The organism is Microbulbifer aggregans (assembly GCF_020524005.1).
Lineage (GTDB): Bacteria > Pseudomonadota > Gammaproteobacteria > Pseudomonadales > Cellvibrionaceae > Microbulbifer > Microbulbifer aggregans_A.
In genome coordinates, this window is sequence record NZ_JAIVKK010000014.1 from 55510 (window position 1) to 80812 (window position 25303).

Annotated in this window: 12 protein-coding genes; 11 read left to right on the forward strand and 1 reads right to left on the reverse strand. The window is 59.9% G+C overall.

The window, feature by feature from the left end:
* The first annotated feature begins 352 nt into the window (after positions 1-352).
* The 7 genes from LC093_RS19135 (at position 353) to LC093_RS19165 (ending at position 14436) form a co-directional block, all read left to right on the forward strand.
* On the forward strand, positions 353-1453 hold the full coding sequence (locus LC093_RS19135; protein ID WP_226668725.1) for an ABC transporter ATP-binding protein: 1101 nt from the start codon (positions 353-355) through the stop codon (positions 1451-1453).
* A gap of 113 nt (positions 1454-1566) precedes the next feature.
* Positions 1567-3774 (forward strand): extracellular solute-binding protein, encoded by a 2208-nt coding sequence (locus LC093_RS19140; RefSeq protein WP_226668729.1) that lies wholly within the window; start codon positions 1567-1569, stop codon positions 3772-3774.
* Positions 3771-4763 carry a sugar ABC transporter permease gene (locus LC093_RS19145; protein ID WP_226668732.1) on the forward strand — a complete coding sequence of 331 codons (993 nt, stop codon included), beginning with the start codon at positions 3771-3773 and terminating at the stop codon, positions 4761-4763. Before LC093_RS19140 ends, LC093_RS19145 begins: the two co-directional genes overlap by 4 nt.
* Before the next feature lie 381 nt (positions 4764-5144).
* On the forward strand, positions 5145-8138 hold the full coding sequence (locus LC093_RS19150) for a TonB-dependent receptor (protein WP_226668734.1): 2994 nt from the start codon (positions 5145-5147) through the stop codon (positions 8136-8138).
* A gap of 211 nt (positions 8139-8349) precedes the next feature.
* The gene (locus LC093_RS19155; RefSeq protein WP_226668736.1) at positions 8350-9897 is read left to right on the forward strand and encodes a tryptophan halogenase family protein; all 1548 of its coding nucleotides are present in this window, start codon (positions 8350-8352) and stop codon (positions 9895-9897) included.
* Positions 9894-11411: a tryptophan halogenase family protein gene (locus tag LC093_RS19160; protein WP_226668738.1), complete on the forward strand. Its 1518-nt coding sequence runs from the start codon at positions 9894-9896 to the stop codon at positions 11409-11411. Before LC093_RS19155 ends, LC093_RS19160 begins: the two co-directional genes overlap by 4 nt.
* 484 nt (positions 11412-11895) lie before the next feature.
* Complete coding sequence (locus tag LC093_RS19165) at positions 11896-14436, forward strand: glycoside hydrolase family 3 protein (RefSeq protein ID WP_226668740.1); 2541 nt, start codon at positions 11896-11898, stop codon at positions 14434-14436.
* 245 nt (positions 14437-14681) lie between these two features.
* On the opposite strand, the gene LC093_RS19170 is transcribed toward LC093_RS19165, so the two are convergent.
* Positions 14682-15851, reverse strand: coding sequence for a helix-turn-helix domain-containing protein (locus LC093_RS19170; protein WP_226668742.1), 1170 nt, complete (start codon positions 15849-15851; stop codon positions 14682-14684).
* A gap of 299 nt (positions 15852-16150) precedes the next feature.
* Between LC093_RS19170 and LC093_RS19175 the strand changes: the two genes are divergently transcribed.
* The 4 genes from LC093_RS19175 (at position 16151) to LC093_RS19190 (ending at position 25284) form a co-directional block, all read left to right on the forward strand.
* Positions 16151-19027, forward strand: coding sequence for a glycosyl hydrolase (locus tag LC093_RS19175; RefSeq protein ID WP_226668745.1), 2877 nt, complete (start codon positions 16151-16153; stop codon positions 19025-19027).
* A 564-nt stretch (positions 19028-19591) separates the two neighbouring features.
* On the forward strand, positions 19592-20554 hold the full coding sequence (gene glk / locus LC093_RS19180; protein ID WP_226668748.1) for a glucokinase: 963 nt from the start codon (positions 19592-19594) through the stop codon (positions 20552-20554).
* Positions 20555-20758: 204 nt separating this feature from the next.
* Positions 20759-23626: a TonB-dependent receptor gene (locus tag LC093_RS19185; protein ID WP_226668751.1), complete on the forward strand. Its 2868-nt coding sequence runs from the start codon at positions 20759-20761 to the stop codon at positions 23624-23626.
* Between the two features lie 149 nt (positions 23627-23775).
* A complete protein-coding gene (locus LC093_RS19190) occupies positions 23776-25284 on the forward strand; it encodes a tryptophan halogenase family protein (protein ID WP_226668753.1) in 1509 nt (502 codons plus the stop codon).
* Positions 25285-25303: the final 19 nt, after the last annotated feature.

Consider the following 25303-nt stretch of genomic DNA (forward strand, 5'->3'; position numbering starts at 1 on the left):
GTACTTATTGACTTCTGAGTGCGCGATACGGCAGCGCGAGCTAAATCTAGTACAGCCGTGCAGCTGGCAGGGTGATGACGGCGCCTACTGTATGAAAGAGGCGTTAAATGTTTCCTGTGTGCCCTACTGGTGCGGCGCGGATTGCTTTGCAATAACGGATCTGTTCATTTATTGTTCAGTGTTTGCCTGCCCGCCAATGGGGTGTCCTGTGGTGGCAGGCGGTAAGGGCTGGCATCCTTCGTTTAAAACCAATGTCCCTTAGAAGTTCGATAGATAGAAGTTCGATAGATAGAAGTGCGATAGAAAAAGAACCCTGCCGGCGTACTGATGGCGATGAGAGAGAGCTGCCCCCTTGGCCAGTATTGAATTCAAAGGCGTGAGCAAGCGTTATGGCGATAGCCTGCCGACCGTGCCGGAGCTCGACCTGTCGATCCGCGACGGCGAATTTATGGTGCTGGTGGGTCCGTCTGGCTGTGGCAAATCCACCGTCCTGCGCATGATTGCGGGGCTCGAATCGGTGACTGCAGGTGAGTTGTATATTGGCGGCCACCTGGTCAATGACCTGCCGCCGAAAGACCGGGACATCGCTATGGTGTTCCAGAATTACGCCCTCTATCCGCACATGACCGTGTTCGAGAATATGGCGTTTGGGCTGCGGGTGCGGCATACCCCCAAACTCGGTATCGAGCGGCGGGTGCGTGAGGCGGCAGACACGCTCGGCCTGTCTGACCTGTTGCAGCGCAAACCAGGGCAATTGTCCGGCGGCCAGTGCCAGCGTGTCGCCCTTGGCCGCGCCATGGTGCGTGAGCCCCAGGTATTCCTGTTTGACGAACCCCTGTCCAACCTTGACGCCGAGCTGCGGGTGCAGATGCGCGCGAATATCGGCCGGCTGCACCGGGAGTTCGGTACCACTTCTGTTTACGTTACCCACGACCAGGTCGAGGCCATGACCCTGGGTTCCCGCATTGCGATCCTCAACCAGGGGCAGCTGATGCAGGTGGGCACGCCACTCGAGCTCTACGGCGATCCGGACAATACCTTCGTAGCTGGCTTTATGGGCTCACCGCCGATGAACCTGGTGCCGGTGCACAACACCGGCAGTGGCGTGCACTGCGCAATGCTCGAGCTTGCGTTGGATGGGTTGCAGAACCAGCCCCAGACTCTCACCCTGGGGCTGCGCCCGGAACAGCTGGTGCCCGCCGCCGACGCACCGGGGCACTGGCCGCGGTTGCGGGCGGTGGTCGAGCTGGTGGAGAGCCTCGGTGCCGAGCGCTTGGTACACCTGCGCGCGGGGGATGAGCGGATGGTTGCGCGGCTGCCGGGTATGCAATTGCTTACACCGGGAGAAACGCTCGCACTCGCGTTCGACCCTGCGGCGGTATACCTGTTTGATGCCGGGAGCCAGCAACGGATTCGCCATGTCGGTGTTCCGGCTGGAGCAGTGGTGTGCTGACCCCCCCACCGTGTAGGAGCCTGCTTGCAGGCGAGCCTCTCCCAGGCAGCCATCCCCGGAGCCGTTGTCGTGCGTGGCTTTCGCCTGCAAGCTGGCTCCTACAGGTCGTACTTTTGCTGTTCGCTGGTCACGTCGGTGCTGCCGATACAGTCAACCTTTGGCACGGCTACCGCGGTGCCGAGCGCGCCGCCTTCGAGCAGCTGGTGGAGGCGTACAACCAAAGCCAGAACGCGGTGATCGTCAGGACTCTGGCGGTGCCCTATGGCGGCTATGCCGACAAGCTCTCCGCGGCCCTGCCCCGCGGACAGGGACCGGATCTGTTCGTTTTTGCCCATGACCGTCTCGGCGGCTGGGCCAGCGCCGGACACACGGTGGCGCCAATTGACGATCTTGTCGACGCCGAATTGCGCACACGCTTCCCCGAAAACCTGATTCAGGCCATGAGTTTCGGAGGGCACCTTTACGGCCTGCCATTCAACTTCAAGAGCACCGCGCTGATTATCAATACCGACCTGGTGTCGGACGCACCGCAAACCACCGATGAACTGGTGGCAGAAGCCCGGCGGCACAGCGATCGCAACACCGGGCGCTTTGGTCTCGCGTACAGCTATACCGAGCCCTTTTTCCACGGCGCGCTGATGAACAGCTTTGGCAATGGCCCGTTCGACGCCCGTGGACAACTGGCGCTGGACAGTCGCGCCAATATCCAGTCGCTGGAAATGCTCACCCGCTGGGTACGGTCCGAGCATATCCTGCCGGAAGAGCCCAGCAGCACACTGGTGACCAGCCTGTTCAATCAGCGCCGCGCGGCGATGGTGATCAGCGGGCCCTGGATGCTGGGCGAGATTGCCGCAGATATCCCGTACAAAGTGGTGCCCCTGCCGCGCAACAGTGACAGCGGCCGACCGCTGGCACCCTGGGCGGCGGTGGAGGGGCTGTTCCTGTCGCCCTGGTCGCGCCACCCACAGGCCGCGGTGGATCTGATGGCGTTTCTCACCAGCCGCCACGCCGCCGAAATCATGGCGATCGAAGGCGGACAGCTGCCGGCCAACCTGACCGCGTTTGAACATCCGCAGGTAGCTGGCGATGCTACGGCCATGGCGTTCCGCGCACAGCTGGATACCGCAGCGCCTATCCCCAACTTCCCTGCGATGACCCTGATCTGGGCGCCGCTGGAGAACTCGATCAAGAAAGTGGTAAAGGGGGCCGCGGCGCCTGAGGCGGAGCTGCACCAGTTGCAGCGGCAGATCAGCGCCGACCTGGCGCGCCTGCAGCGCTCCCGCGCGCGCAGTGGCGCCGATTACTCCATGCCACTATGGCTGTGGCTGATCCCGGTGGTACTGATATTGGTTGCTGCCGGATTGTGGCGCCGCTATCACAGCGGACTCGCCGCGGGCTGGCGGGCCAACCGCAATGCTTATCTTTATATCGCGCCGGCGATGCTGGGGATGACCCTGCTGGTGCTGTTCCCCCTGGTATACGGCCTGTTGCTGTCGTTCACCGATACCACGGTGTTCAACGAGCACATGCCGCTGTGGTCCCGCTGGGCCGGGTTCGACAACTATGTGTCGATTCTGGCCGACCTCGACCTGTGGCGGGGGGAGGGCGCCGGGCGCAGTCTCGACTTCGACAACTTCTACTGGACCCTGCTGATCACCATCTGCTGGACCGCCAGCAACGTGATACTGGCGGTGGGATTGGCGCTGCTACTGGCGTTGGCGCTGGAGAAACCCATCTTCGGCCGCGGCTGGTTTCGGGTGATCCTGATCCTGCCCTGGGCCATCCCCAATTACATTACCGCGCTGGTGTGGAAGGGCATGTTTCACCCGCAGTTCGGGGCGGTCAACCAGGGGTTGCAGGTACTGGGGCTGGCACCGGTGGCCTGGTTTGATTCGATCGGCGCCAGCTTCTTTACTGGGCTGGTGACCAATGTGTGGCTCAGTGTGCCGTTTATGTTGGTGGTTATCCTGGGTGGCCTGCAGTCGATCCCGAAAGACCTGTACGAGGCCGCCGAGGTGGAAGGTGCCGGGCGCTGGCTGCAATTCCGCACCATTACCCTGCCACTGCTGAAGCCGGTGCTGATCCCGGCGGTGATCCTGTCAGTGGTGTGGACCTTCAACATGTTCAACGTGATCTACCTGGTGAGCGACGGCGCACCGGCCGGGGCGAACGATATCCTGATCACCAAGGCGTTCCGCATTGGCTTCGAGAAATACCAGTATGCCTATGCGGCTGCCTATTCCGTGGTCATCCTGATGCTGCTGTTCGGTTATGCAATTTGGCAGACGCGGGTGAGCCGGACACTGGAGGCGGCGCGATGAACCTTCCAAACGATTCCTCCCCCCGTAGGAGCCTGCTTGCAGGCGAACAGCCCCGTGGCCCTGTGCGTAGCCTGGTGGCGTTCGCCTGCAAGCAGGCTCCTACGACGGGGCGAGCGGGGCGGATATTGCGGGATATCTTCAGCTGGCGCTTTGCGTTGCTGCTGTTTGCCTCGTTGATCGTGATCTACCCGCTGCTGTGGGTAGTGAGCCTTGCCTTCTCCGGCCAGCAGTCACTGACGTTGGTACAGCTTCCTGAAGACGCGAGCCTCGGCCAGCAGTTGCTGGCACTGATACCGCTCCCGGAGCAGTGGAATCTGTCGAATTTCACCGCGGTGCTCACCGAGCAGCCGTTTCTCCGCTGGTTGGGCAATAGTCTGGTAGTGGCTTTGAGCACCACCTTGCTGGGGCTGTCGCTGAGTTGCAGCGCCGCCTATGCCTTTTCCCGGTTCCGCTTTGCCGGCCGCGAGCGCGGCTTGATGCTGTTTCTCATCTCACAGATGTTCCCGGCGGTGCTGATGCTGATCCCGCTGTATGTGATTGTGGTGCAGTGGCTGGGGTTGGGGAACTCCTGGCTGGGGCTGATCCTGGTGTACTCGATCACCGCATTGCCATTCTGCGTGTGGATGCTGAAGGGCTATTTCGACACACTGCCGTACGAAATCGAGGAGTCGGCGCTGCTGGAAGGGGCATCGCGCTGGATGATCTTCACCCGCATCATCCTGCCGCTGGCACGCCCGGCGATCGCGGTCACCGGTCTGTTCGCGTTTATGACCGCCTGGAACGAATTCATCCTCGCGTCCATTTTCATGGATGACGAATCCCTCTACACAGTGCCTGTGGGGCTGCGCTTTTTTGTCAGCGACTACGCGTCGGAGTGGGGCTTCTTTGCTGCCGGCTCCATTCTCGTTTCGATACCGGTCATGTTGCTGTTTCTGGCGCTGCAGCGGTACCTGGTTTCGGGCTTGTCCGCCGGCGCTGTAAAGGGGTAAGTCCCGTGCGGGATTATTGAGGCGACAGGCGACTCAAGTGACTTTCCCGGACCTGTAGTCAAACATTCCCCTTGGTTGATTTTTGCGCATCCGGTATCTTCCACATTCGCGTCCCAGATTTTTTGCGTCAATTTGGTGCATTTTGTGATGGGCGATCTAAATATTTGATTTAAAAAGATTTTTCATTTCCCGCTTTGTGCATTTCAAGGTGGGATTGTCCATATTTCGGTAATTTTCGAAGGTGGGACGACTCACTTTGGCGCGCGGCGGGACTATACGCTTGCGCAGGAGTGGGCCGCCCTTTTTTGTGGTTGAGTGTTGCCCCCCTGACGAACCGACATAACGAAAAATGACGTGACGACGATGGGGGAGACCCGCTCCATGAAGAAGATGACTGGATTCAAAAAGAAATCCATGGCGACCGCTATTGCGGCGCTGACTGGATTCAGTGCTGCGGCACTGGCGCAGACCGACGATGCCAATAGCATCGAAGAAGTGGCCGTACTGGGCGTACGTGGTGCCCAGAATTCTGCAGTCAACCTGAAGCGCGACACCGTTGCCATGGTAGACGGCATTATCGCGGAAGACATCGGCAAGCTGCCGGACGTCACCGTGGTCGACTCCCTGCAGCGTATCTCCGGCGTGCAGATCCTGCGCGACGCCGGTGAGGGCGCCCAGGCCAACATCCGCGGCCTGCCGCAAGTGGTAACCCTGTTGAACGGCGAACAGTACCTGACCGCCGGCAACCTGGGTGGCGCGCAGCCGAAGCTGACCGACATTCCGTCCCAGCTGCTGGGCGGTGTTGCGGTAAGCAAGTCCACCAACCTGAACAACTCCCTGAACGGCATCACCGGCACCATCGACCTGCAAACCCAGCGTCCGATGAAGTTCGATGAAGGTTTCACCTCTACCTTCGCCGCCGAAGCCGCCCAGGGCGACATCACCGGCGAGACCGACCCGGCTGTGAACGGCCTGGTGAGCTGGCGCAATGAGACCATGGGTGTGCTGGTATCTGCGAGCCAGAGCGAAGCCAACCTGGCCAACAACTACGCGGGTTACTCCGGCGCGGTTTACGGCAACAACGACTGGGGCGGCAGCGGCATGAACTACAGTGCGCCGCACGGTTTCGACAGCTTCAACCGCGTGGTTGAGCGTGAGCGCACCGGCCTGAACCTGGCGTTCGAAGCCGAGCTGGGTAACGGTTTCAGCGTAGTCGCCGAAGGTTTCTACACCGAGCTGAACGAATACGACCGCAAAGTGGGACTGAACGTCTCCAACCGCTGGCAGACCCTCGACTGGTTGACCCCGACCGAGTACACCGACACCGGCTTTGACGGTGCCAACGGTGAAGACTGGGTGAACGTGGACGAGTACGCGGTAGACGCCCTGTGGGTGAACTCCTTTACCGTAAACCGTGCCACCACTTCCGACTCCAAGAACTTCAACCTGGAGCTGAACTACGACAACGGCGGCAACTTCCGCGGTGGCGTGCGCGCTATCCACGGTGAAGCCAACCGTCTGTCCATGAATGGCCAGGCCCAGGGCGACCTGTCCAGCTGGCGTGAAGGCACCCCTAAAGAAATCCTGCCGTTCTACCCGGAAGAAATCGCCAGCCAGTACGACGAAAGCCGTTACGTGGGTGAAGCCGGTGAAGAAGGCGGCCGTTTCATCGACCCGAACCCGGGCGGTTACGGCGAGACCCCACAGCTGACCTACGACATCTCCGGCAACCACCCGCTTTGGGGCGGTTTCGACAACCCCATCAGCGGCGGTCTGGGTGACGGCGCGACCCTGCGCGATTACATGGCTAACCAGGACAGTTACGCCGTTGCGGCCTTCTCCTCCGAGGGCAACAACGAGTCCGACGCATCCATGGACGTGTTCTCTGCGCAGGGCACCTACGACTTCGATGAGCCGGTACTCGGCTTCGTAAACCGCGTTGATATGGGCCTGCGCCGCAGCGACCGCGAAGTGAGCATCGAGCAGTTCCACCTGTTCTCCCGTTTCTACGGCGGCAACGGTGCAACCGATCCTGCTGGCTGTGAAGCCCAGTGGAAAGCCATCGACGTGGTCATGAGCGAAGACCAGTGTCAGGCGGGTGAACTGGTGAACGGCGAGTTCCAGGGTTACACCGTAAACCGCCCGACCAAGCTCAACGAATACAACAACGTGATCTGGGTCGATGACTACGGCTCCGTGACTTCCGGCCTGCCGGGCGTGTGGGCGATCGATCCGCGCGACTTCGACGACGTAGTAGCGTTCCAGAAGAAAGTATTCGGCGACGCCTACCGCGTAATCGTTCCGGGCCAGAGCTACGACGTTGGCTTCGTGGAAGACAGCTTCACCATCAACGCTGGCTTTGAGAAAGGCATCGTACGCGGTGACTTCGGTGTGCGCGTGATCGATACCGAGATCTCTGTGCGCCAGAATATTACCGGCGACATCAAGAACTACGGCGACACCAACATCGATGCTGGCGACTACTACGCCACCAACGATTACACCGACGTGCTGCCGGCGCTGAACATGATCGTCGACGTGCGCGAGGACCTGCTGGTACGTTTCGCGGCGAGCAAGACCATGACTCCGCTGGATCTGGGCAACTACGGTGGCGGCCTGAAGGTGAACACTTCTGACTGCCCGGAATTCGGCACCCGCTGTGTGACCAGCGCCGAATCCGGTGGTAACCCGTACCTGGATCCGTGGCGTGCGACTAACCTGGACGCGGCGGTGGAGTACTACTTCGGTGAGGGTTCCATGGTGAACCTGGCGGTGTTCGATATCGATATCGAAAGCTTCGTCGTGAACGGTGTGGGCGAGATGCGCGCCTTTGCCGACCTCGACGGCGTTGTACGCCGCGAAGTGCCGGTATCCGGCCCGGTACAGGGTGACGGTGGCCGCATTCACGGTGCAGAACTGGGTACCAAGCTGGCATTCGGCGACTTTATGGATGGCTTTATCAGCGACTTCGGTATCGACGCCAACTACACCTACTCGCCGAGCACCCAGGACAAGCTGGATGCCAACGGCAAGAAGCTGCCGTTCAACGACAACAGTGAACACCAGTTCAACTTCGTCACCTGGTACCAGGCGGATCGTCTGCAGGCACGTATTGCCTACAACTACCGCAGTGACCGTCTGATTGATCCGGATCTCGGCGGTACCGGCTTCCAGGCGTACCAGAAGCCCACCAGCTACGTGGATGCCCAGATCAGCTACGACGTGATGGATGATGTGACTGTGTACCTGAACGGTTCCAACATCACCGGCGAAATCGAGGACTACTACATCGACTTCTCCGGCGCTGGCAAACAGTACCTGTCCCAGAACGAGTTCGAACCCCGCTACTCCCTGGGTGTTCGCGCGCGCTTCTAAGGCATGCAACCTATTTGCATTTCTCACAGGATGTAAAGCGACGAAGGCTCGGGGGTAACTCCGGGCCTTTGTTGTCTGTGGGGAGCAAAAAATTGCGTGCTTCGTTGTTAGTAATGGCAACAGTTCGGAATTTTTTTGTAATCGACCGCAATAACAATAGAAATACAGTGCAACGCACACACAGCTCCAACAGGGAGCAGGGCGATGTAGCATGACGAGAGCTTTGAATAGCGAACAGAATATCCAGCGGCTGGTGATCGTCGGAGGCGGCACCGCGGGCTGGATGGCGGCGGCGAGTCTGCAGCAGCATTTCCGTGGCACGCCGCTGTCGATCGCGCTGGTGGAGTCCCCGGACATCGGCACCATCGGCGTCGGTGAGGCCACCACGCCTACCATCCGCCGCTTTTACCAGCAGCTGGGTCTGAAAGACCTTTCGGTCATGCAGGCCATTGGCGCCACCTGCAAACTGGGTATCCAGTTCAATCACTGGAAAGCGCAGGGGCACAGCTTCTTCCATCCGTTCAGCGTGTTTGGTCAGTCCCTGAATGGGGTGGACTTCCTGCAGTACTGGCTGAAAGCCAAGAATGCCGGCCTCGCCGGTGACCTCACGGATTTTTCCCTCGGTGCGCAACTGGCGCTCGCCGACAAATTTTCCCCGCCCGCACCGAAACCGGCTTCTACCCTGAGCGTTTACGACTGGGCATTGCACCTGGATGCCGGGCGCTTTGCCGAACTGCTGCGCACACACGCGATCAGTGCCGGTGTCAGCCATATCCAGGGCACCATCGAACGGGTGCAGAAAACCGATGATGGCTTTGTGCAGACACTGCACCTGCGGGACGGCCACACCGTGGATGGCGACCTGTTTATCGACTGCTCCGGCTTTCGCGGGCTGCTCATAGAGGGTGCACTGGAAACCGGGTTTGAAGACTGGAGCCAGTGGCTGCTGTGCGACGCGGCCTGGGTCGCGCCCAGTAAACGCAGCGGCGGCGCCAGGCCCTATACGCAGGTGGATGCACACAGCGCGGGCTGGCAGTGGAACATTCCGTTGCAAGAGCGCGATGGCAACGGGCGGGTTTTTGCCAGCCGCTTCCTTCCCGAGGATAGGGCACAGGCAGAATTTGCCGAAACACTGGGCGAGCGGGCGCTGGCGGAACCGCGCCTGATCCGCTTCCAGCCCGGAATCCGCAAGCAGGCCTGGAACGGCAATGTGATTGCGCTGGGCCTGTCGGCCGGATTTCTCGAACCGCTCGAGAGCACGTCCATTGCGTTGATCGAGACCGGAATCGAGCGGATCAAGCAACTGTTCCCGAGTCGCGGCATCAAGCCGGCGATTGTGGATGAGTTCAATCAGCAGACGCGTTTCGAGTACGAGCGCGTGCGGGATTTCATCGTCCTGCACTATGCGCTGAACGGGCGTGACGACAGCGACTTCTGGCGCGAGTGCCGCGACATGTGGCAGCGCGGCGATGTGCCGGACACCTTGAAGAGCAAGATCGAGTTGTTCCGCGCGCGCGGCTATGTGATGCGCTATCGCTGGGAAATGTTCCAGCCGGCGAGCTGGCTGGCGATCTTTTCCGGTTTTGATTACCTGCCGGATGGCTGGGACCTGGCTGCGGATCGGGTGCCGGAGCAGGCCCTGTGTTCCAGCCTGGAATCCATGCAGCAGAGCGTGCGCGCGGCGGTTGCCGAAGCGCCGGACCACGACGAATTTCTCGCCCGCTACGTGCTGGGCGCACAACAGGAGTCCTCCACATGAACAGTGCAGACAACCGGATCCGCAAAATCGCTATCGTCGGCGGCGGCTCCACCGGCTGGATTGCGGCGGCGGTACTGGCCAACCAATTCAAACGCGAGCTGGTGGAAATTACCCTGGTGGAATCGGAAGAAATCGGCACCATCGGTGTTGGCGAATCCACCATCCCGCCTTTTGTCGGCCTGTTGCGCGGGCTGGGTATCGACGAACGCGACTTTATCCGCGAGACCCAGGCCAGCTTTAAGCTCGGCATCAGCTTCGAGGACTGGCACAGCAAAGGTGAAAAGTACTTTCACCCATTCGGCGTGATTGGCCAGCGCCTGGGTATACACGAGTTTTACCAGGCCTGGCTGTGGGCCCGGCAGAACGGCGACGACACCCCACTGCAGGATTACGCCCCGTGTTCGGTGATGGCGCGGGAGGGCAAGTTCTTCCTGCCGCAGAAAGCCCAGAAAACTCCGATTGGTGGCGGCGCCTATGCGCTGCACCTGGACGCCAAACTGGCCGGGCGCTACCTGCGCAAGTATGCCGAGGCCCGCGGTGTCCAGCGGGTCGAGGGGATCGTCAGTGAGGTGGAGAGCCGCACGGACGGCTTTATCGAACGCCTGCGTCTTAAGGATGGCCGCGAGGTCGAGGCGGATTTCTTTATCGACTGCACCGGCTTCCGCGCGCTGCTGATCGAAAAGCACCTTGGGGTGGGCTTCGAGGACTGGAAACAGTACCTGCCCTGTGATCGTGCGGTCACCGTACAGACGGAGAACACCGGCGATACCACACCGTTCACCCGCGCTGCGGCGGAAGACGCCGGCTGGCGCTGGCGGATTCCGTTGCAGCACCGCACCGGCAATGGCTATGTGTACGACTCCCGTTTTATCAGTGACGAGGACGCCAGGGCGCGGTTGCTGGAAGCGGTGGATGGCAAGCCGCTTACCGATCCTATGGTGATTCCGTTTCGCACCGGCATTCGCGACGAGCTGTGGAAGAACAACTGCCTGTCGCTGGGCCTCGCATCCGGATTTATCGAGCCGTTGGAGAGCACCGCGATTCACCTGGTGACCCGCGGGGTGGATTTCTTCCTGCGCTTTTTCCCCGGCAAGGACTGCGATCCCGCGCTGGCAGCGGAGTACAACCGCCGCATGCGCCTGGACCACGAGGAGATTCGGGATTTCATCGTGTTGCACTACTGCCTGACGGCCCGCGACGACACGGATTTCTGGCGCTGGTGGCAGGATGCGGAAATCCCGCAGACCCTGCGCGAGCGTATCGCCCTGTTCGAGGGCCACGGCGTGTTGCGTGAGGGGGTCGACGAGCTGTTCCACAGCCCCAGCTGGTATTCGGTATTCGAGGGCATGGGCGTACGCCCGCGCGCGAGTGATCCGCGTATCGAAAACATGCCGCTGGCTACCATTCGCCAGGCGATGGAAAGCGGCCGCACGGCGATTGCGGAAATGGTGGCGACTTTGCCGAGCCACGACGAATTTCTGAAAGAGCACTGCCCGGCGGTGAGCCTGAAGTAGCGGAGTTTCTGGCGAGACCGTGGCGGTACCGCGACCGGGTGTAGCTTTGTGAGACACGAGCTAGGCGCCCCCCCTTAACCCATCCCTGGGGGCTCGGCTGCGGCCGTCCTGGCCGCAGACGGTCTCACAAAGCTACACCCGGTCACGCCACCTTCGCGGGTAGCTCAGCGCGCTGAACAACCTTGTGAACCACGCGGGACTGATAGTCAGTCGCTCATCCCAGCCTGCACTCCCAGGTCTTTTTTTATCTTTGGGAAGTAAGTCGGGAAACCACTTCGCCGGGCCAAAGCTTAAAAATGCATCAGAGGGACTCCCACTTTCCCGGATCCGTGGGGTGGCAAGGTGGTTTGCTCCATTTTGGGCACGGGATTCAAAGTGGGACGAAGCTTTACCGCCGGTTGCGTACAAAGAAGCCTGAGAAATCTGAAATTACAGAACCCATAGCAGTGGTTCGTTCACAAGAATAAGTGGGAGTTTTGCGGTGATGAAGAAGCGCGTTTTGCTGGGGGTAATCTCCAGCCTGATCGCTGCTGGCGGGATTGCCGGCTGTAGCGACAAGAACATGAGCAAAGATTCCGGTGCGGAATCCCAGGCGGCACAGCTGAATGCAGACTGGCCGCAACTGACCAGCGGCATTGCCAAAGATCCGGCGATCGAAGCGCGTATCGACGCGTTGCTGGCGGAAATGTCCGTGGAGGAAAAAGTTGGCCAGCTGATGCAGGTCGAGATTCGCAGTGCGACGCCGGAAGATGTGAAGAACTATCACGTCGGTTCCATCCTGAACGGTGGCGGCGCCTTCCCGAATAACGACAAGCACGCGACCGTCGCGGACTGGGTGGCGCTGGCGGATGCCTATTACAACGCCTCCATGGATACCAGTGACGGCGGTGTGGCGATCCCGATGATCTGGGGCACCGACGCGGTGCACGGCCACAACAACGTGATCGGCGCGACCCTGTTCCCGCACAACATCGCCCTCGGTGCTACGCACAACCCGGAACTGATGCGTCAGGTTGGCGCGGTCACCGCCGCGGAAGTGTCCGCGACCGGCATCGACTGGGTGTTCGCGCCGACCCTGGCGGTAACCCGCGATGACCGCTGGGGCCGCAGCTACGAATCCTATTCCGAAGACCCCGAAATCGTGCGCAACTATGCGGGCGAGCTGGTGGAAGGCCTGCAAGGTGGTATCGACAGCAACGAGCTGCTGAGTGACCTGCACGTGGTGGGCACTGCCAAGCACTTCCTGGCCGATGGCGGCACCACTGGCGGCATCGACCGCGGCGACGCGCAGATGAGCGAAGAGGAACTGGTGCGCATCCACGCCCAGGGTTACTTCTCTGCCATTGAAGCCGGTGTGCAGACCGTGATGGCCTCGTTCAGCAGTGTTAATGGCGAGAAGATGCACGGCCACAAATACCTGCTGACCGACGTATTGAAAGACCGCCTCGGCTTCGATGGCTTCGTGATCGGCGACTGGGCCGGTCACCAGTTTGTGAACGGCTGCACCAACGTCCGTTGCCCGCAGGCGATCAACGCTGGCCTGGATATGTTTATGGCCCCGGATCCCAGCTGGAAAGAGCTGTACGCAAATACCGTGGAAGATGCCAAGAGCGGTGCGCTTTCCGCCGAGCGTTTGGACGATGCAGTGCGCCGTATCCTGCGGGTGAAAATGCGCGCGGGTCTGTTTGATGCGGGGGCGCCGTCCGAGCGCGCTTACGCGGCAGATGAGTCCCTGATCGGTGCCCCGGCGCACCGCGCCATCGCCCGTCAGGCGGTGCGCGAGTCGCTGGTGATGCTGAAGAACAATGATGGCCTGCTGCCGCTGGCGCGCAACCAGCGCGTACTGGTGGCCGGTGACGGCGCCGACAATATCGGCAAGCAGTCCGGTGGCTGGAGTATCACCTGGCAGGGTACCGGCAATGAGAACGCGGACTTCCCCGGCGCAACTTCTGTATACGGTGGTATCGCCGAGGTAGTGGAAGCGGCCGGCGGCGCTGCTGAGCTTTCTGTTGATGGCAGCTTCGAACAGAAGCCGGATGTGGCGGTTGTGGTTTTCGGTGAGGATCCCTACGCGGAAATGCAGGGCGATGTGTCCAACCTGGATTACCCGGGCAACGGCGATCTGGCACTGCTGAAGCGCCTGCGTGAGCAGGATATCCCGGTGGTGGCCCTGTTTATCACCGGTCGCCCGCTGTGGGTGAATCCGGAAATCAATGCCTCCGATGCCTTCGTGGTGATCTGGCAGCCGGGTACCGAAGGTGCGGGTGTGACGGATGTGTTGTTCCGTACTGCCGAAGGTGCAGTGAATCACGATTTCAAGGGCAAGCTGACCTTCTCCTGGCCGAACGATGCGCGCCCGGAGCTGCGCAACCGTGACCAGAACGAAGAACTGGCCCAGTTCCAGTACGGCTATGGCCTGACCTACCAGGGCGGCGTGCAGCTTGCTGAACTTTCCGAAGACAGCGGTCTGCAGCAGTCCGATGCCAGCGAGGCATTGGCGGTATTCAATGGCCGCGCGCTGGATCCGTGGAGCCTGCAGGTGTTCGACGCGGGCAACAACCATGCGGTGATTGCGAGCAGCGTGGCCGAACTGCAGGGTATTCGTGTGCAGTCGGTGGACCGCAAGGTGCAGGAAGACAGCCGTCGCCTGACCTGGAGTGGTGCGGGCAATGCGGTGGCGGGCTTCTTTGCAAACAGCCGCACGGACCTGTCCGGTTACCTGGGCAACCAGGGTGCGTTGGTATTCGACGTGAAGGTGGATGCTGCGCCGAGCGATGCGGTGAACCTGGGTATCAACTGCGGTACTGATTGCGGTGCCGAGCAGTCCATTACCGAGCTGCTGCAAGATGCGGCACCGGGCGAGTGGAAAACAGTGGCGGTGGATTTGCAGTGTCTGGCTACGCGCGGCGCGAAGATGGATATGGTGCTGTCACCGTTTTATGTGCGCACTGCCGGTGCCCTTGACCTGACCATTCACGACATCCGCATTGCGGCCAAGGTGGATGCGGATATCCACTGCGGTTGATCCTTTGATCCTTTGGCCCGGCTGCCGCTGACCTCTGTGGGCAGCCGGATTCCACGAATGAGCTCCGTGGCGGCGCCGCTACCGGGTACGGTCTTGCGAGACACGCCGTGAACCCATCCATGGGGGCTCTTCCGCGAGGTCCCTCTCGCGGAAGGTCTCGCAAGACCGTACCCGGTATCGCCGCCTTCTCCCATAACTAAGCTTCAATGAACGGTTATGGGAGAACTTGTGTTGGCAATGTTGGCTTAAGAGCCGGTAGGCCCTTCATCAAGGGTGCCAGCAGCAGCCCGCTTGCGATACTCCGTAGGCGACATCCCCACCAAACGGCTGAAGAACCGGTGGAACGCAGATTTACTGTTGAAACCGGATTCCAGTAACACGTCCAGTACCGTCATATCGGATTTCTCCGAGTCTGCCAGTAGCGCCTTCGCCGCTTCCACACGGTATGAATTCACGAACTCAAAAAAGTTGGTCCCGAAGTGTTTGTTGATCACTGAGGACACTTCTTTCGCCGGCAGGTCGATGCGCTCTGAGAACTGTTCCAGGTTCAGGTTTTTCTTCAGGTAGATCCGCTCGTTTTCCATCGCATTGCGCACCTTGGCAATAGCGGGTTCCGAGGGTTCGTCTTCGTTGACCGGCTCACGGCTTTCTTCCGGCTTGGTGTCCAGTAGCTGGTGAGCGTAGGTCAGGCTGTAGGCGAAGAAGGCGTTGATCAGAATGAACGTTACATAGTTGTCGGCGATGCCCATGTAGTCAGACACCACACTGCTGGAGAACTTGGCCACGATGTGCGTGAGCAGGGTCCAGCCCCAGGAAACCAGTAACCCCCAGGTCAGGGCCGACAGCCAGTCGAGTTCCACTTCGGAAAAATCCGAGTACTCATCCTGCAACTCTTTGCGGTAGCGGCGCACCAGGCGCAGGGACGCGAGCGCGTAGCAGAAGGGTACGATGCAGGCGAGGTCCCAGATCAGTTCGATGGCGTATTCGGAAGGCGCGCCTGCGGTGCCGGTACTCAGGTGACGCAGGTCGGCGCTGGTTACGCCGAGTACCGCCATCGCCAGCACCACCAGTCCCACCGGGATCAGGTGCAGGGCGTGCTTGCGATTGAGCGCGAAGGTCTTCTTAGTCAGCGAACAGAAATACAGATAGATCGCCGGCCCTTTCAGCAGTTGTGCTGAGAGCAAGAGATACGGCACCAGGGACTGCTCAAACCAGGGCGACAGGGTGAACTGGTCGTTCCACAGCACCAGCGTCAGGCTGGAAACCGCGGCAATGATCAGCAGGAAAGCGGTCAGGAGACGGCCGTCATCGCGTCCGCGCTTGGGCAATATGGTGTGGAAGATGGCCAGCAGCAGGCACTCTGCGGCAGTCATCAGCAGCACAACATCAGGGATATTGAATATGTAGGCTTTCATCTCTGCATCGTCAGATCGGACTTTTTTAACGGTTTTTTTATTATTTTTATTCGTCAGGCCGCGCAGTATAGGAGAATTTGCCCGCCCATAGGAGATTTCTGAATGGGCCGGGGCGCGCATTACCGTGCCATGACTGTGAAGTATTCAACGAATCCGCTCCTCAAGTAGCCCCAGTTTGCGTCGCCGCCGAAAGTGGGGCGACTGGATATGACCCTCAAGCCACCATTTTCCGCGCGGTACATACAAGACAGTACCGATACAGCAGTACCAAATAAAAATAACGGAAATGGTAGGAAACAATGAATGTGATCAACACCCTGTCCAGGCTCTGCCTGGGCACAGCGCTGTGTTGCGCGCCGCTGGCACAGGCCGGCTTCACGAGTTATGGCGCGGGCAATATCAGCGACACGATCAATCCCGCAGGATATGGCTGCGTAGTCGATTACGGTACCTGGATTCACAATGCGGGCGTGGTGGAGCCGGGTGTCAGTTCCTGCGACCCTATCGGCACCCCGGTACCGCGCCACCCGCAGTTGGTGGCACCTGCCAGCAACCAGCCCACCATGACACACCGCTGGTGGGGCTCGGTCTCGTTTCTCGGTGAAATGACCATCGGCGATTCCGCCGACTCCGCTTATATCACCCCGGATCCGGTCACTGCGCGTATCAGCAATCGCGGCGCACGGGTGCTGGCGATCCCTTCTGGTTTGCAGACCGTAGACAACCAGACGATTTATCAGATCCCCGATCCATTCAGCGAGGTGTTTGACGGTATCGCCGTGGGCAATAGCGCTTACAGCAATATGGACGCGTACCTCAAGGATTACAGCGATGGCAGTATGACCGTGCAGTGGCGCGCGGGCGCGACGCCGGTGATGGAGGCCACCTTTGTTTACGGTTCGCCTTATGTGTACTTCCAGGCTTTCGCGGGCAACCTGGTATTGCGAACCAAGGCGGCCGACAGTGGGGAAAAGGGCATTTACCACACCGATGGCAACAGCCTTGGGGTGTGGACCGATGTAGCGGGGGTGCGCAATTACTTTCTTGCGGTGGGGGATGGCAGTACCCAGTTCCTGAACCCGAACTCCGCTGAAGTTGCGATTTCCGGAAGCAACCGGCTGACACTGGCCTGGCTGCCGGTCAGTGGTGTGCCGGACTCGCCCACACGGCAGTATTTCGCCCAGTATGCCCAGCAGCCGGTGGACGAGGTGTTTATCGGCTACAGCGTCGACCGCGGGAATAACTCGGTCAACATCTCCCACCAGTACCGCTACCAGGGCGCCGCGGTAAATACCCTGGCCGGGCTGCAGCCGTTGCACTGGAAAAACTCGGCGCAGCCGCTGTCCGGCTACAAGGCACGCAGTGCGCGCGGTGTGGTGCAGTTCGCGGCCACCAGCCAGTTCAGTTACCAGTTACCGTTTGTTGGGGTGCTGCCGTATTTCCCGGAAGGGATCGGTGATTACGATACCCAGACACTGCAGCAGCTGGTGCAGGAATACCTGCAGCAGGGCGCCTCGCAGTGGAATACCCACACGGATACCTACTGGTCCGGCAAGAACTACGGCAAGGTCGCGGAGCTGGCGGCCATCGCCCGCAGCCACGGTATGACGGCCGAAGCGGACCAGCTGATCAACTGGCTGAAGGGCGAACTTGAAGACTGGTTCCGGGCGGATACGTCCGGAGGCCTCGACCTCAGCAAGTACTTCGTCTACGACAGCGAGTGGAATACCCTGCTCGGGTTTGACGAGTCCTTTGGCGCGCAGCAGCAGTTGAACGACCACCACTTCCACTACGGCTACTTTGTGCGCGCGGCGGCGGAAATCTGCCGGGTAGATGCAGGCTGGTGCTCCGCGTCGGCGTGGGGACCGATGGTGGAAATGCTGATTCGCGATTACGCCGGTGGCCGCAATGATCCGATGTTTCCCTACCTGCGCAACTTCGATCCGGCCAACGGGTTTTCTTGGGCTTCCGGGCACGCGAACTTTGTCCTCGGCAACAACAACGAATCCACCTCGGAAGCGGCCAACGCCTACGGTGCGATCGTTCTCTACGGCCTGATCACCGGCAACGACGACCTTGTGAACCGCGGTATGTACCTGCACGCGTCGTCCACCGCCGCTTACTGGGAGTACTGGAACAACCTGGATCGTTATCGCGGCCTCGGCGGTGACTACGACAACTTTTTTGCCGATTACAACAGGATGACCACGTCAATCATCTGGGGCAACGGGCATGTGTTCTCTACTTGGTTCAGCGGGGCCTATGCGCACATCCTGGGTATCCAGGGGCTGCCGCTGTCGCCGCTGGTGCTGCACATCGGCCAGCACCCGGACTACCTGAACGATTATGTGAGCCTGGGCATGAGCGGGGAGTCCAGCAATGGCAAACCATCGGGGCTGCCGGACGGACACTGGCGGGATGTGTGGTGGAATATCTGGGCCATGACCGACGGTGCCGCGGCGGTGGCCGACTTCAATACAGTCAACCTGAATTACACCCCGGAAGAGGGCGAGAGCAAGGCGCATACCTATCACTGGATCCACACCTATAAAGCCCTGGGGCATCTCGCCAGCGGCAGTGGCAGCCTGAGTGCGGATTACCCGGCGGCGCTGGCGTTCGACAACAATGGTGAGAAAACCTATCTCGCCTACAACTTCGGTGGTGCCGCACGTACGGTGCACTTCTCTGACGGTACCAGCTTCAGTGTGCCTGCCGGGCAGATGTCGGTGGATGGTGTCAGTGGCAGCAGCGGTGGCGGCAGCAGTGGTGGGAGTAGCGGAAATGGCTTTGACCTGACCATCGAAGCCGAAGATTACGATTTTATGGCGGGGGTACAGACCGAACCCACCAGCGATACCGGGGGCGGGGTCAACGTGGGCTGGATCGATGCCGGTGACTGGCTCGCCTACGCGGATGTGCAGATCCCGGCCGCTGGTACTTATCAGGTGGAATATCGCGTAGCGAGTGAATCCATCGGGGGGCACCTGGTGCTGGATATGAACGCGGGGGCGACCGTCCTCGGCGAACTGGATGTCCCGGTTACCGGTGGCTGGCAAAACTGGGTCACCGTGCAACACACCGTGCAGATGCCGGCAGGTCCCTTTGATCTCGGGGTTTACGCAGCAGCGGGGGGCTGGAATATCAACTGGCTGCGTATCCGTAGCGTGGGCCCCTGAACGACTTCCAGTTAGAGATATCCACAACGGGCGCTGGTGACAGCGCCCGTTGTGGGACGGGTTCCGGGGGCGACGTGGCACAGCCCAGTTTGTACGAATCGGTAAAGTGGGGCGCACAAGCTCCCGATTTTCTGGATACTCGCCGCCATCGGATGTTGCCTCTGGTGGCGCAGTGATAGGGAACTCTTCGTGAGCCCTGGGGCACCGCGCCATCACCGCGCTGGCAACCCGACATCATCTCTCTTCCCCCGCTACGCGGGTTTGTCCCGTATTATTTAGCTGGACCGGCAGTTTTCTGCCGGTATTTTTTTGCCCGCTCGTTGGCGCTGTAAATCTGCCCATCCAGACTCGACCCAGTCTGTGCGGAATGGAAAGTGGAACGCCATATGCTGTCGCGTCTTTCTACTCCCCCCATATTTGTGACCGCTCCCCCCGGGTAGGGCTGGAGTTTTCTGCGGCAAATCATTAACTTATACCGCCGTTTTTCAGTGGCCAGAACCCGAGGGTTCAAGCGCTTTTACCGAGCGTGATTGCCAAATAAAGGAAAGTAATAAGGACAGTGTCATGACCAGAATCGTTGCGGACATCGGCGGTACCAACGCCCGCTTCGCCGTCGCCCATCCCCAGGACGGCGGATATCGGCTGGAGGCCATTCAGGTGGTGAACTGCGCCAAATTCCCGGACTTCTATGCCGCGCTGGGTCAGTGGCTGGATGGGCTGGACCAGGAGCGCCCCAAGCAGGCCTGTATCGCCGTGGCCGGCCCAGTGGAAAAAACACCGGAAGGCGGACGTGTGACCATGACCAACCTCGGTTGGGAAATCCGTGCCGAAGAACTCTGCTCACGCCTCGAGCTGGATCGCGCTCTGGTGGTCAACGACTTTGCCGCGCTGGCACTTTCCCTGCCGCGCCTGACTGAAGAAGACAAATGGGCATTACGGGATGTGCCGGCAACCCCGAATGGTCCCATGGTGGTTCTGGGCCCGGGCACTGGACTCGGGGTTGCGGCGCTGGTGCACGATGGCGGTAGCTACCGTGTGGTGCCGGGAGAGGGTGGCCACGCCAACCTGTCCGCCGGTAGCGAACGGGAACTTGAGCTGTTGCAAATCCTCGCGCGCACTCAAATGCCGGTCTACAACGAGTTTGTCCTGAGTGGCGGTGGCCTGGTGAATCTGTATCGCGCGGTATGCGCGCTGCACGGCCGTCCGGCGGAAGACCTGACACCTCCCGATGTCAGCAGCCGCGGCCTCGACGGCTCGGATCCACTGTGCCGCGAAACCCTGATTGACTTCCTTAACTTCCTCGGCAGTGCCGCTGGCGATGCGGCGCTTTATTATGTGGCACGCGGTGGCGTGTTCCTTGGCGGTGGTGTACTGCCGCGGATCGAGTCACTGCTGCCGGAAAGTGCCTTCGAGCAGCGCTTTGTGACCAAAGGGCGCCTCGGTAACTGGCTGCAGGGCGTGCGTGTTGATGTACTCAAGGCGGGCTATCCGGCCCTGATCGGCGCCGCCGCCTGGCTGGAAGACTGATTCCTTCCTTATTTACCAATGGCGCCTGTATATTTTTTATGCGGCCGCTATAATCGCCCGTCTGGTGGCGCAGTGTCGGGTTTCCTCCCCCAGGACCCGGCCGTTTCTCCCCCTCCTCCCCCCCCCGGGGGTGGAGGATATGGACTTTGGGTACGCCTAGGATGGTGCTACTCACCATAACGATAAAGTCCAAGGGAGAAGATGATGAGCCTGACTAACAAACGTTTCCGCCCGGCGATGCTGTCTGCAGCCATCGCTGCGTCGGTTAGCGCATCCATGGCTTCCTATGCTCAGGAACAGCAGGAAGCGCTGGAAGAAGTAACGGTCACTGGTATCCGTTCCAGTGTCCTTGATTCCCTGTCTGCCAAGCGCAATGCCGATGTGGTTGCCGACGTGGTCGATGCTGGTGCTCTGGCTTCCCTGCCGGACCAGTCCATTGCCGACGCCCTCGGCCGCCTGCCGGGTGTCACCACTGTGCGTGACAACGGCCAGTCCTCGCAGCTGAACATCCGCGGCATGAACGGCGATTTCCTGCAGACCACCCTGAATGGTCGCGAACAGGCGTCTACCGCTGGCTACACCGAAAGCACCCGCTGGATTTCCTTCGACCAGTACCCGGCTGAATTGATCAGCCAGGCGGCGGTGTACAAATCTCCGAAAGCTTCCCTGATTGAAGGTGGTGTAGCGGGCTCCGTTGAGCTGAAGACCGCCAACCCGCTGGACGCTGCGGAACAGCACAACTTCAACGCCAACCTGCGCATGTCCTACAACGACGGTGCCGATGCTGTTGGCGCGGACGAATACGGTCAGCGTGTAACCCTGTCTTACATGGGCAAATTCCTGGAAGACAAACTGGGTGTGTCCCTGGGCTATTCCCACCTGGAACAGCCGAACAGTTTCACCAAGGCGCGCGCCGGTGCTGACGACCAGATCGGCTACGACGTAACTGCAGACTACGACGGCGACAATGCAGCCGACGCGCGCAACCGCGCATTCCAGTGGCAGGCTGGTAACGGTACCGATACCCGCGATGGCGTTCTCGCCAGCATCGTGTTCCAGCCGACTGACAACCTGAAAGCCCAGCTGGACTACTTCAAGTCCGAGTTCGAGCGCGTTGATACCCGTCACGGCATCACCGTTGGTGGCCTGGGTAATGTTGGTTCCTTCGACCTGTCCAACACCAACGTCAGTAACGGCGTGGTTAACGGCGGCACCGTGGGCATCACCGATCCGAAAACCGAGTGGAACTCCAGCCCCTGGTTCGAATCGCGTACCGAAGACCAGTCCACCCAGGCAGACTCTGACAGCCTCGGCCTGAATCTGGAATGGAACATTAACGAGCGCAACACGCTGGTGCTCGACTACTCCACCAGTGAAGGCACCAAGACCCGCAAGGACCAGATCGTGTCCATGCACGCCTACGACCTGGGTACCGATACCGCCGGCAATGCGACCTGGGAAGAAGCTGCGGGCCAGAGCCTGACCTACGCGCTGAACGGCAAGGGCTTCCCGACCGCAAACTTCAGCGGTGTGGACTTCACCGACCTGGATACCATGCGCCTGTCGCGCTACGAAGAATTTCCGCACGAGTACACCGACGAAGTTGAAGCCTTCAAGGTGGACTACAAATTTGACCTGGAGTGGGGCGCGATTGCTTCTATTGAAGCCGGCTTGCGCACTTCCGAGCGCACCTTTGACTCCGAGCGCGGTGCTTTCCTGTACGGTAGCCGCGACGGTCAGTACAACGGCTGGTGTGCAGACAACCTCACCTCCGGTGACAGCAGGATCGAGTGTATGCCGCAGGACCTGGATGGTTTCGTAACCATCGGTTCTGTAGACGGAGCACCAGATCACCTGGTCGTTACCGACATGGACGCCCTGGCGAGCAGCATCTTCGGTGCCGGCAACTACGAAGGTAAGCAGGTGTTCACTCAGGACTGGACCTTTGTTGAGTCCGGCGCGGTGACCGAAAAGGTGTTCGCTTATTACCTGATGGCCAACCTGGACACCGAGCTGGCTGGCATTCCGGTCACTGGTAACTTCGGCGTGCGTGTCGTAGAGACCGATGTGAAATCCAGCGGTCTGCAGAATGTTGGCGCTGGCAACGGCGTTGAAATCATCGATGGAGTAGGTGATAGCAGCAGCAACTACGACTACATCACCTTCGGCCCTGAGTACACCGATACCCTGCCGTCCCTGAACCTGAACTTCCAGCTGACCGAGCAGGACATCGTTCGCTTCGCTGCGGCCAAGGTCATGGGCCGTCCGCCGGTTGGCCAGTTGAAAGGTGGTGCCGGTTCCTGGAACAGCATCAACTCCGACGGTAACAACGAATACAACGTGTGGACCAAAGGTTCTCCGTACCTGGATCCGTTCCGTGCGAACCAGATCGACCTGGCCTACGAGCACTACTTCGAAGAAGGTGGTGCGGTAACTGCAGCCCTGTTCTGGAAAGACATCGAGAGCCTGGTTGAGAAGCAGTACATCTACCTGGATTCTGCAGCGGATCGCGCTGCGATGTTTGACAACCTGGGCCTTGAGATCCCGGCGGGCCTGGAAGCGGGCGCTTTCGAAACCTTCGTCAACAACGACAAGGGCGGTTACATCCGCGGTATCGAACTGGCGGGTACCAAAACCTTCGACCAGTTGCCGGGCGTATTCGGTGGCCTGGGCCTGACTGCCAGCTACTCCTTCACCGAGAGTGAAACGGCGGTAACCGGTGGCAACCTGTACGGTGAGTCCCTGCCGCTGCCGGGTCTGTCCGAGAACGTGTGGAGCACCACCGTATTCTGGGATATCGGCAACTTCAGCTCTCACGTGAACGTGCGCTACCGCGACGAGTTCATCCTGAATATGCCGGTACCGGGTAGCTCCACGCCGGTTATGGCTCAGGACTACACCACGGTTGATGCACAGGTATCTTACGGCTTCGCCAATGGTATCGATGTTGTCCTTTCGGCCAACAACCTGACCGACGAAGGTGATACCAAGGCCTACGGTGTCAACGGCGTATTCGGTGAGTACACCGAGTTCGGCCGCCAGTATTACCTGGGTGTGAACTACAGCTTCTAAGCAGCAGTGAATTTCTCCGGGGCCGCTTTAAATAGTCCCGGGGTCTCACAGGGAACCGCCCGTCGAGCTCGCCTTGCCGGGCGGTTTTTTTATGCATTGAATAATGACCGGAAACATAATTCCGGCGTGAAGAATTGATGAGAGGTGCCATGAACGAGCAGAAAAAACGCGTTGTCATTCTCGGCGGCGGCACCGCCGGCTGGATCACCGCCAACCTGATGGCGACCCACTGGAAGGACAAGGGGTTTGACATCACCCTGGTGGAGTCACCGGATATCGGCACTATTGGCGTCGGTGAAGGTTCTACGCCGCCATTGAAAGGGTTTATGGACGTGATCGGCGTGCAGGAGTCCGAGTGGATGCCGGAGTGTAACGCCACCTATAAGGTTGGTATTACGTTCAGGGACTGGTCCACCAAACCCGGCTTTACCGAATACGTACACCCGTTTCTGGCACAGCCTGACCATTTCTCCGTGCCGGCGTTTTTCCACAACAGCTTCCTGCGTCGCAAGGGTATCGATCTCGAAGGGCACCCGGACCACTTCTTCCTCGCCACGGAAATGATTCGCCAGAAGCTCTCACCGGTCGCGCCGGAACATTTCCCGTTTGAAATCGCCTACGGCTATCACTTCGACTCCGGTCTGCTCGGTAAATTTCTCGCCCGTGTTGCAGAAAACAAGGGCGTCAAATACAAGAGCGCCACCGTGAACGAAGCCCTGCTCGATCCACAGGGCAATATCCGCTGTCTGAAAACGGCCGAGGGCGAAACCCTTGAAGGCGACCTGTTTGTGGATTGCTCGGGCTTCCGTGGGCAGTTAATCCAGCAGACCCTGGGCGTGCCTTTCCAGAGCTGTGCGGACAGCCTGTTTAACGATTCCGCAGTGGTGTTTGCAACGGAGCAGGAAGAAGACTACGCACCGCACACGATTTCTACCGCGCTTAAATACGGCTGGGCCTGGAAGATCCCGCTGACCAACCGCAATGGCAATGGCTATGTCTACAGCTCCCGGTTTGTCGACGATGACAAAGCGGAGACCGAGTTTCGCGCGCACCTGGGATTATTGGAAAGCGATGCAGAAGCACGCCGCCTGAAATTCAAGGTCGGACGCGTGCAGCAGCACTGGGCCAAGAACTGCCTGGCCGTGGGCCTGTCGCAAGGCTTTATTGAGCCGCTTGAAGCCACCGCCCTGGATATGGTGCAGGAAACCGTCACGCGTTTTATCGAGTCGTACAACAACGGCAACTACACGGATAAATACCGCCAGGAATTCAACGACCGCATCAGTGCCCGTTTTGATGCCGTGCGCGACTACATCGTCTGTCACTACCGCATCACTTCGCGAACGGATACGGATTACTGGATGGCCAACGGCAGCAACGAAAAAATTTCGCCCTCACTGCGTTCAATCCTGATGTCATGGATGGCTGGTAAAAACATCACCGACGAGTTGCTGGACCAGAAACTGGATGTGTATTTCCCCAACGTATCCTGGAACTGTCTGCTTACCGGCAAGGGCATTTACCCAACACCCGATCAGTTGCGCCCGGGCAATGAGCTGGCTAACCAGTACAAGATGGAAGATGTCCGCGAGTTTATCCGCCGCTGCGCGCTCAATTTTAGACCGCACCTGGAGCAGCTTGCGTTACTGAAAAGGTAACAGTCTTCCTTGAGTTTGG